Genomic DNA, 8,495 nt, shown 5'->3' on the forward strand with positions numbered 1-8,495 from the left:
GGTGGACTCCCGTCCGATCGAATCGATCTCGACCGGGAGCCCTCGCGGTCCCACACCCCAGTGGGGTGCCGGTGGCCAGCGCCTTTTCGCGACTGGCGGTCCGCTGATCCCTCTCCGTGTCACACGCGGCCCGTTGTGTGCTTCGCCGCACCCAGAGCGGACGCCGACCGGGTGTTGCCCAAGTCGGTGCCGTGGCGGTGCGGTTACGCGGTCCAGGACGGTCGTGCCGCCCCCTGTGAGGGGGGTCTTGGTGGTGCAGTGCGTACGCGGCCCGAAGTGGGCTCAGACGTACGGGTCTTCGCGCCGGGCGAGGAGCGCCGCGGCGGCGGCCGGCCCGAACATGCCCTTCTTCTTGCGCACGGCCGGCGTGGGGCCGTCGGTGCGGACGAAGAACTTGCGCAGCTCGTCTGCCTGGGCCATCGACCTCACCTCGTCGAGGTCGGCTTCGAACTTCGTCGCGAGCGAGCGCAGGCCCGCCGAGGTGTCCGCGTACGCGGGGGTGTTGACGGGGGCGACGTCGACGAGTTGCACGCCGAGGAGGCGACGCAGGGGGTAGCCCTGGTCCGTCATCGTCCAGTCGTCGTCCAGGGTGCGGAACGCGAAGGACGACTTGCGTACGTCGCCGCGCTCGACGAGCTCGGTGACGTACGACATCGCTGATGGCGGGAGCACGTCGTACGACAGGCCGTACGAGTCGATGCCCATGCGCAGGGTGCCGGCCGCTGTCGTGCCCAGGAGGGCCATGTCGTCGTGGTTGTAGCGGGCGATGACCTCGGGCCAGCCGTCGCCGCGGCTCTGGTTGAAGGCCACCGGGTCGACGACCTCGATGAAGCCGCCGAGGTTCTTCGACTGGCGGTTGAAGGTGGCCGCGTAGCCGCCGATGCGCTTGGCGCCGTCGTCGGCGCGCAGTTCGGCCTTGCCGGTGTCGCCGGAGGTGTACCGGCGTTCGATCTCCACAGTGCCCTCCAGGCTGTTGTGACCGGTGATGGTGCCGTCTGATCCCCAGTTGTCGGGGATGAGGTCGCTCAGGCCGATGGCCTGGGCGCGCTTGATGATGTGGGCACGGATCGCGTTGTGGCTGGCGCCTCCGCGGCCCACGGCACGGATCGCGGCCTCGAGGTCGTCGCGGCCGTGCATGTTCGCCGGGCGGATCGGATACGAGCCGTCGGGCATCGTCCACCCCTGCGCGGTGGCATACCGGCGGGCGGCTGCGTCCAGGTCAGCGGCGTTCGGAGTGGTGATGTTGCCCTGGTCAGCCATGCTGTTGTCCCTTTCCGGGGATCAGGCGCAGCCGGGGATCGTCGTCATCGCTGCGGATCGTCGGCGGGGTGATGTTGACGCCGGCCGCGATCGGGAGCGGTGTGTAGTCCTGGCCCTTGCCGTCCGGCAGGGGCGGCATGTCCTCGCGGTTGCGGATCTCGTCGATGTTCATGCCGCCGATGAGGCGCGTCTTTTCCCAGATCGACCAACGGGTCAGCGGGTCCAGGCGGATCAGGTGATCGGCGTCGAACTTCACGCACTGGCCGCGCGGGGTGAGGTCGGAGAAGTGGGACTCCAGCTTGCTCATGTACGGCAGGAGCCCGAACTGGATGAGCTCCAGCTCTCGCTGCTGGGGCGAGCTGTAGGACATGGAGCCGCCGGTCTCGCCGCCGATGAGCTCCGGCGGGATGCCGTAGATCGCCGCCAGCTGCGTGGCGCCCAGCTTCATCGTCGAGATGAACTGCGCTTCGTACGCCGGGACCGTGATCGCGTTGTAGTCCCAGTCCTTGCCGTACACGATCGGCTGCCGGGAGCGGATCGCCGCGACGAGGCGCTCCTTGATGACCGAGGCCTCGGCCTGGTCGACCTTCTGGGTCGTCGACTTGAAGGTGCCCGGCGGGACCCCGCCGGTGCTGTGCCAGGCCTCCATGTACTCCTGGGCGGCCAGGTTGGTCGTCGCCATCGAGGCGAACGCGCCGATCGGCGACAGGCCGAGGATCTTCCCAGGCAGCGTGAACCAGGGGATGTGGACGATGTCCTCGGGGTTGTCGACGCGGTTACCGAGGACGTACCAGATGGGGTTCACGAACGAGCCGGGCCCGTACGGCATCGAGTCGACGACCTGGACCCAGTCCATCGGGAGCCACTCGACCATGGTCGGGTAGCCCAGGTAGTCGCGAGCGGTCACGAAGCCGACGGCGTTGCCGCGGAAGACCAGGCTGAGCACGGCGCGCCAGATCCAGTCGTTCAAGTTGCCCTGCGAGGAGGGGCTGCTGAACAGACTGGACAGGGACAGTCGCTGGACGCCATCGGCCATCTCGCGGTACTGCCGTAGCGGCGCCGCCGCGATGTTCGACGCGAGCACGCGGCCGGCCGCGTAGACCGGCGCCAGGCGCAGCGCGCGCTCGGTGCTGACCGATCCGGAGTTCGCTGAGCCGCCCTGTGCCCACGGCACAGAGGTGATGGCGCGGCTCTCGACTGCGCCACGGGACTCAACGCCGACGATCCATGCGCCAGCCCTGGCGAAGCCGCGCGCCGCGACGCCAAGCCGACGCCCCCAGGTGGCGCGCGCCGTCGTACGCCAGCTGCTCGCCGTACGGCCGCGTGCGTCCATCCAGACATCGCCGACGAGGACCGGTCCCCCATCGTCCGAGGTCCTAGACGGCTTGCGCCGGCGCAACAGCTTCACGCGCTCGCCTACCAATCCTCGTCGTCTGGCTCATAGCCCGCGATCCAGAACCCGACCCGGTGGCGCAGCCGTTCGATGAAGTCGGCGCGCGCCATGCGCCAGCGGATGCGCCGCGGCAGCGGCTCCGGCGCGGGTGGCGGCTCCATGCCGGGCGGCAGCGGGATTCCGGCGTCGAGCAGGTGCTCGGCCGACACCGGAACGAACGCCGAGAACTTCTTCACCGTGAGGATGTGCGCCGCCAGGTCCTCGCCGGGCTGCTCCGGGAACTCCGAGCTGAATGGCACGCGCGCCGCCTCCTAGAAGATCGATTCGAGGACGTCGTATTCGGCGGCCGACAGCAGATGGGAGCGGGTCTCGAAGGACCACCGGGCGACGGACAGGGCGACGAGCGGGCTGATGTCGACCTCGGCGCCGTTCGCGGTCCACGCGATCGTGTCGCCGGAGGTCCTCGTCTTGGCGCCGGCCACTGCGATGTCGAGCGGCCTGGCCGGCACGTAACGGAAGGCGGCTTCGCGGACACCGTCGAGGATCTGCCCGGTGGCGGCCGCCATGTCGACCGCGTTGGTGACGGCCAGGTTCCCGGACTCCGGAGCGTCCGGGTCTTCCGGCTTGGCGAAGCCGGCCTTGTCGAGCTCCGTCTCGAGGTAGGCGTACGTACCGCGGCCCATGGCGATAGCGACCGGCTCCAGGGCTTCGCGGAGTTCGATCAGGCGCGGGATGACCCACTTGGAGCCAGGCCGGTAGTCGGCTAGCTGCGCGTGGCCGAGGCCGTCCTCGCGCAGGCCGTAGACGACGATCGCGCCGTAGTCCCGCAGCGGGGACAGGTCGACGCCGAGCGCGATGCCGCCCTGGCGCCGGGAGTCGGCGTCGGCGAGGACGGCCCACAGCTTCGGGTCGATGACGGTGTTGCCGCCCTGGATCCGCTTGGGCCAGATGCCGCAGATCTCCCGCGCGAAGCCCTGGTCCCCCATGCCGCGTCGGTCGCGCAGAGTCGACTGCTCGGTGACGCGGATGCCGTACGCCGGGTTCGTCGCTGCCCACAGCGCCGGGTCGTCAAGGTCGATGTCGTCGAGGTGGTCTAGGTCACCGCCGGCGCCCCAGTCGCGGTAGCCGAGCGAGTCATCCCCGCCGGCTTCGGCTCGCTCGCGGAGCATGAACATCACGTCGCCGGACACGCCGTCGAGCGGCGGCGACGAGGTGTAGATGATCTGCGGGTTCGGACGGGCCCGCATCGTCGGCATCAGCGCTTCCTGCTGAAGCAGCGTGTATGCGAACGACTCGTCGATGATGACCAGGTCGCCGGAGAACCCTCGTCCCGAACCCTTCGATCGGGCAACGAACTTGACCCGGGCGCCGGTGTCGAGCCTCTCGAAGGACTCTTCACCGTTGGTGTTCGAGATCTTGATCCGGATGCCGTCGACTTCGAGCAGGTTCTCGTTGTTCCCGACCTGCTTGCCGAGCTTCCGCAGCAGCGCCCGGAAGCGCCGGAACGCCTCCATCGCGGTCTTGTACTCGTGCGCAGACCACAGGATCAGCTGCTCGCCCAGGAGCAGGAACCCAGCGAGCACGCGGGCCTCAAGGATGGCGCCCTTGCCGTTCTGTCTGGCCACCCACTCGGCGTACTCGAAGCACGCCCAGCAGCCGTCGGTCTTGCACGCCAGCAGCAGGTCGATCGCGTTGCACTGCCACGGGTCCAAGACGAGGGCGGCGCGCGCCGCCAGCTCCCGCGCCTCTGGGCCGTACGTGTAGGCGTAGGGCGGGTGGACCTCAACCCTCGGCTTGCTTGCGCGCGATCCGGGCCGTGAGGTCGGAGACACCCGTCGCCTCCCCGTCACTGCTCGGAGCGGGCGGGAATCCGACCTGGCCCTGGCGAATCTCGGCGACCAACGTACGAAGAGCGCCCTGTTGCTGCCGCGACTCCGCCAATACCCCAGAGATATCGGCGACTTCACCGTTGACCTGCTCAGATCCACGCACGATCATCGTGTTCAGGACGTCGAGCCGGTCAGCGATCCGGCAGGCCTCCTCCAGCAACACCAGGTGCGCCGGAGTGAGCTGCCAGAGGTCCACGCACTCCGTCCAGAGCCGCGCGCCGCGGTCGCCGAGACCGAGCGGGAAATCTGCGGCCATTTCGGACCCTTCCATGATCATCGACCCCAGTGAAAAACAGCGGGGGGAGAGGGAGGGTCAGGTGGGGGCGGGGTCGACCGCCACAAGATCAAAAAAGACGATCTTGATTGGATTTTCACGTTTCCGCAGGTCAGAGCGCTGCGACGTCCACCGATAGGCTCTCCCGGCGCTGCTGGGCGCCTCTGAGCTGGTTGTTCCTGATCGTGTTGCAGCGGCGGTGGGCGAGGCGGCAGTTCGTCCGGTCGTGGGGATCTCCGCCCATCCAGAGCGGATGGACGTGGTCGACAGTGCGCCCCATGGGGTGCGTCTGGCCGGGCAGGGACTGGTCGACCCACTGTCCGCACCACCAGCAGTGGGACTCTTCAGCGAAGACCTGTGCCTGAACCCTGCGCCATGGTCGCCCGCTGCGTCCCTGCTTGGTGCGCTGCTCGATGTCCTGCTTGGTCAGGCGGGGCATGGTCACCACCCTGGACATGCCAGAGCCCGGCTCTGTGGCCGGGCTCATGAGGCAGTACGTGCACCATGACTGATGATGCGTGTCAAGTGATCTCTGGTCAAGCCGCCTTACCGGGGCGTATGGCGCTGGTGAGGTCGGCGAGGTCCCACATGGCGGGGGCCTGGCCGGTGGTGCCGGGTTCCCGGTGGTAGTTGGCGGCCTTGATTCCGTGGCGTCGGGCCCAACTGCGGAAGCTGTTCGGCTTGATGCCGAGCGAGTACGCGGCCATGGCCGTGGTCACGAGGGGCCGGCCGTCGCGACCGGTGGGGGTGGTGGTCATGTATGCAGTGTGCCCGCTGCGGTGGGAGTGCCATGCTGGCCGTATGCACCGTCTGATCCGCCGCCTGCTCGGCATGGGGCCGAGCCCGTCCGAGGTCCACCGTGCAGCGGGGCGCGTCGTCACCGATCTGTTCGTGCTAGGGCTTCAGGATCCTCGGCCGCTGACCGCCAAGGAGATGGACCGCCTCATGGCCTACACCGGTGGTGTGGCGCGGCGGTCCTTCTCTGCGCTGTACGAGGACGAGGACGGCCAGCTGTATCGTCGCCGCTTCAGACTGGCTCTGTGCTCGGCGAGCGGGGGTCATTCCCCATTGGGCGCCTGGACGGGGCCAGTCCATGTGCGTTGAAGGAAGGCTACGTCAGCCTGCCGGTTCATCTGGAGCTGCTTCTCGCGGAGATCAGCGATGTCATCGGCGCGTGAGGCGCGCAGTGCCGACTCGATGACGAAGTGCCGCGCCCAGTCGTAGTCGTCCGCTGTCAACTGTGTGTGTGACGTGGCCTCGACGTACCGGTGTTCGCCGTTGCCGTAGTGGTGCACTGTGGGGGCGATGATCCGGAATCGTGTCAGGCTGGGGTAGTCGATGCCGAGGCTGATTGCCCGTAGCGCTTCCTGTGTGTGCTCGGCGATCTCCGACAGTTTCGCCAGCCGCCCATCCCGAGGGGCGTCTCGACCATCCAGTTTGGGCGCGTCGAAGCTTTGGAGGGTGGGGCCGAACGCAAACGGTCTCCCCTTGGAGAAGGTGTTCCGGGCGGAGTAGTGCCTGAAGAGGGCGTCGAGTGCGAGGGACACGCCGGCCATCGCCATGGAGTAGTCGCCGAGGTCGGCGTGCGTCTGCGCCTCTCGTAGTAGCTGGCTGACTTCGGGCTGCGTGAGCAGGTCGACCATGTCGATGGAGTCGAAGTCGACGTTGAAGACCTTCGGGGTGGCGGTGGTGAAGAACTCGGCGAGCGCCTCCTGGGCCTGCTCAATCTGGTGCGCCGAAGGGAAGGTGCCGTGGTGCTTCAGTGCCACGCGTGCGTCGTTGAGTTGGCGCATGCGCTCTTTTTTGGGCAGGTCTACGTGGGGCTTGATCAGCGCCCAGTACGCGATGAACTCGATGTTCCTCGTCGGCTCCAGGCTGAGGTGCTGCACCGCCAGGCCGAGGAAGTTCTCGACAGCGTCGTGGAAGGAGGTGATGGCCCGGGAGCGCAGCGGAGCCGGTTGGCGGCTCTGCTCGATGCCCTCGCGGTAGAGATACCGGACATACGCGAGGCGCTGCACTGTGTGCTGATTGAGGGGCGCTGACATGGAAACTCCTGCTACTTGCGGGGGTGTTCAGATTGCGGCTTTCCGGTAGTTGAGATCAGCATGGCACGTGGGTCTGACAACGCCCGGAGCATGACGGGACGTTGGGCTTTGGTGCGATTTGCGAAACGCGGACGGCCGGATGCAGAGTGCGCGCCATGCGCTACTACGTGATGAGCGGCCCGCATCAGGGCGAGACGGGGACGATGACCGAGGGAGTTGGCGAGATCCAGCTGCCTCACCCGGCGGTTGGCGGGGTGCACTGCCGGTACAAGGTGAACAGCAGCGACTCCATGATTGAGCAGGACGGATTCGAGATCGGCGTGCAACTGCACTACGCGGGAGACGTCCCCGGGCCCACGGCCGGGGTATAGAGGTCGGCCCGGGACGCCGTGGTGACGTCCCGGGCCTTTCTCAGTGGTTGGGGTGACAGAGGCCGCTCTTCAGGCTCCTCGACGTCTTGTGGGTGGGCCGGGGTTCTGCCCCTCCCGGGCGCACGGGGTCGCGCGGCCCACCCAGAACGCGGGCGGTGTACGGCCGCCCGGTACGCCTGCCCGTTTCAAGGGCTCGCCGCCAGCGTACGCCTGATCGTCAGTCGCCGGTCTTGCGGTATCCACGGCGCCCCTTGAGTGCCTTGGTGGCGGTGGCGCCATACCAGCGGTTGACGCCGCCTTCGGTGTCGTCGGGTTCGGGCCAGCGGCGCCGGGTGAGGTCGGCGCGGATCGTCCCGGCCTTGATGCCGATGCCGGCGGCCTCGAGTTGGGGCGCGGTGTAGAGGCGGCGCGGTTCGAGGACGGCGCCTTGGCGGTCGATGTGGTCGCGGATGAACTCGTCGATGGCGTGGGGGTCGTACTGGACCCAGCGGCCGCGTTTCTCCGGCAGGGGTTCGGGCCACGCGGGGTGGCGGCGCCAGGTGTTCTTGACGGTGGTCAGCGGGCGGCCGGTGCGGGCTGCGATCTCCTCGACGGTCTCGGGAGGTCGAGGCGGCTGTTCAGCGCCCGAGGGGCCCCGCGTGGGCTCTACCATGGGTGTTCTGTCCTTCCTTCTGAGGCGGGATGGATCCGACCGGCGAGGGTTTCGCAACGGCGCTCTGGTGCCGAGGCTTCGGCCTGGCCCTCGCCGGTCTCGCGTCTTCAGTGGATACCGCCCCCGGCTGGCTGCCGGGGGCGGTGTTAGATCAGTCAGCCTCGTTGATCACCAGCCAGAGAGCGAGTGCCTTGAGCGACTCCTCCGCGACGAGGAGATTCGCACCGCACCCTTCGGCTCGGGTGAACATGTACCTCGCTGCGCAGAGCGCGTAGAGGTCGATCGCCGCCAGGAGGTGAATGCAGCCGGTGTACAGCTGCACCGCCTGGAGCTCACCCATGGGCTGCTCGGCCGCGAGTTCCGCCGCCCGCTGGATTGCGGGGTAGGCGTCGCTTGCGGGGATGTGCGGGTCGGTCGGGAGACCGATCGGCACGGGGAGCATCCCGCAGACGTCGACGAGGATGGTGTAGACCGTTGAGATCGAGAGGGAGAGGACCCTCATGATCTCGTCCTGCTGGTCAGCCATGTGACTGTCCTTCCACTGTTGAGTTGAGATGGATCGGGAGGGTCGGGGTTCGCAGCCCCTCACCTCTTGAGTAGTACTTTACAGC

The 8,495-nt window shown here is 68.0% G+C and carries 12 protein-coding genes; 2 read left to right on the forward strand and 10 right to left on the reverse strand.

All coding sequences use genetic code 11. The features are described from left to right. Positions 1-282 precede the first annotated feature (282 nt). The 7 genes from ABZT17_RS34990 to ABZT17_RS35020 all read right to left on the reverse strand — a co-directional run bounded on the left by ABZT17_RS34990 (position 283) and on the right by ABZT17_RS35020 (position 5,574). Positions 283-1,260 carry an HK97 family phage prohead protease gene (locus tag ABZT17_RS34990; protein ID WP_356355061.1) on the reverse strand — a complete coding sequence of 326 codons (978 nt, stop codon included), beginning with the start codon at positions 1,258-1,260 and terminating at the stop codon, positions 283-285. Continuing rightward, the gene (locus ABZT17_RS34995; RefSeq protein ID WP_356355063.1) at positions 1,253-2,668 is read right to left on the reverse strand and encodes a phage portal protein; all 1,416 of its coding nucleotides are present in this window, start codon (positions 2,666-2,668) and stop codon (positions 1,253-1,255) included. Before ABZT17_RS34995 ends, ABZT17_RS34990 begins: the two co-directional genes overlap by 8 nt. An 8-nt stretch (positions 2,669-2,676) precedes the next feature. After that, the gene (locus tag ABZT17_RS35000; RefSeq protein WP_356355065.1) at positions 2,677-2,952 is read right to left on the reverse strand and encodes a hypothetical protein; all 276 of its coding nucleotides are present in this window, start codon (positions 2,950-2,952) and stop codon (positions 2,677-2,679) included. Positions 2,953-2,964: 12 nt separating this feature from the next. Continuing rightward, positions 2,965-4,485: a hypothetical protein gene (locus tag ABZT17_RS35005; RefSeq protein ID WP_356355067.1), complete on the reverse strand. Its 1,521-nt coding sequence runs from the start codon at positions 4,483-4,485 to the stop codon at positions 2,965-2,967. After that, complete coding sequence (locus ABZT17_RS35010) at positions 4,436-4,819, reverse strand: hypothetical protein (protein ID WP_356355068.1); 384 nt, start codon at positions 4,817-4,819, stop codon at positions 4,436-4,438. Before ABZT17_RS35010 ends, ABZT17_RS35005 begins: the two co-directional genes overlap by 50 nt. 109 nt (positions 4,820-4,928) lie before the next feature. Next, positions 4,929-5,255 (reverse strand): HNH endonuclease signature motif containing protein, encoded by a 327-nt coding sequence (locus tag ABZT17_RS35015; protein WP_356355070.1) that lies wholly within the window; start codon positions 5,253-5,255, stop codon positions 4,929-4,931. A gap of 97 nt (positions 5,256-5,352) precedes the next feature. Continuing rightward, a complete protein-coding gene (locus ABZT17_RS35020) occupies positions 5,353-5,574 on the reverse strand; it encodes a hypothetical protein (RefSeq protein WP_356355072.1) in 222 nt (73 codons plus the stop codon). Between the two features lie 43 nt (positions 5,575-5,617). On the opposite strand from ABZT17_RS35020, the gene ABZT17_RS35025 reads away from it, so the two are divergent. After that, on the forward strand, positions 5,618-5,920 hold the full coding sequence (locus tag ABZT17_RS35025; RefSeq protein ID WP_356355074.1) for a hypothetical protein: 303 nt from the start codon (positions 5,618-5,620) through the stop codon (positions 5,918-5,920). Here ABZT17_RS35025 and ABZT17_RS35030 read toward each other — a convergent pair. Beyond that, positions 5,875-6,861 (reverse strand): hypothetical protein, encoded by a 987-nt coding sequence (locus tag ABZT17_RS35030; RefSeq protein WP_356355076.1) that lies wholly within the window; start codon positions 6,859-6,861, stop codon positions 5,875-5,877. The genes ABZT17_RS35025 and ABZT17_RS35030 overlap by 46 nt on opposite strands. 155 nt (positions 6,862-7,016) lie before the next feature. Between ABZT17_RS35030 and ABZT17_RS35035 the strand changes: the two genes are divergently transcribed. Beyond that, positions 7,017-7,232, forward strand: coding sequence for a hypothetical protein (locus ABZT17_RS35035; RefSeq protein WP_356355077.1), 216 nt, complete (start codon positions 7,017-7,019; stop codon positions 7,230-7,232). Positions 7,233-7,449: 217 nt separating this feature from the next. Here ABZT17_RS35035 and ABZT17_RS35040 read toward each other — a convergent pair whose 3' ends face one another. After that, the gene (locus ABZT17_RS35040) at positions 7,450-7,884 is read right to left on the reverse strand and encodes a hypothetical protein (protein WP_356355078.1); all 435 of its coding nucleotides are present in this window, start codon (positions 7,882-7,884) and stop codon (positions 7,450-7,452) included. 151 nt (positions 7,885-8,035) lie between these two features. Further along, complete coding sequence (locus ABZT17_RS35045; protein WP_356355080.1) at positions 8,036-8,410, reverse strand: hypothetical protein; 375 nt, start codon at positions 8,408-8,410, stop codon at positions 8,036-8,038. Between the last annotated feature and the right edge of the window lie 85 nt (positions 8,411-8,495).

It is taken from the genome of Streptomyces sp. NPDC005648 (assembly GCF_040605395.1).
GTDB lineage: Bacteria > Actinomycetota > Actinomycetes > Streptomycetales > Streptomycetaceae > Streptomyces.

Coding starts and splice junctions, on each gene's coding strand:
- ABZT17_RS34990 (WP_356355061.1), bottom strand. CDS start 1,260: ATGGCTGACCAGGGCAACATCACCACTCCGAACGCCGCTGACCTGGAC.
- ABZT17_RS35010 (WP_356355068.1), bottom strand. CDS start 4,819: ATGATCATGGAAGGGTCCGAAATGGCCGCAGATTTCCCGCTCGGTCTC.
- ABZT17_RS35015 (WP_356355070.1), bottom strand. CDS start 5,255: ATGCCCCGCCTGACCAAGCAGGACATCGAGCAGCGCACCAAGCAGGGA.
- ABZT17_RS35020 (WP_356355072.1), bottom strand. CDS start 5,574: ATGACCACCACCCCCACCGGTCGCGACGGCCGGCCCCTCGTGACCACG.
- ABZT17_RS35025 (WP_356355074.1), top strand. CDS start 5,618: ATGCACCGTCTGATCCGCCGCCTGCTCGGCATGGGGCCGAGCCCGTCC.
- ABZT17_RS35030 (WP_356355076.1), bottom strand. CDS start 6,861: ATGTCAGCGCCCCTCAATCAGCACACAGTGCAGCGCCTCGCGTATGTC.
- ABZT17_RS35035 (WP_356355077.1), top strand. CDS start 7,017: ATGCGCTACTACGTGATGAGCGGCCCGCATCAGGGCGAGACGGGGACG.
- ABZT17_RS35040 (WP_356355078.1), bottom strand. CDS start 7,884: ATGGTAGAGCCCACGCGGGGCCCCTCGGGCGCTGAACAGCCGCCTCGA.
- ABZT17_RS35045 (WP_356355080.1), bottom strand. CDS start 8,410: ATGGCTGACCAGCAGGACGAGATCATGAGGGTCCTCTCCCTCTCGATC.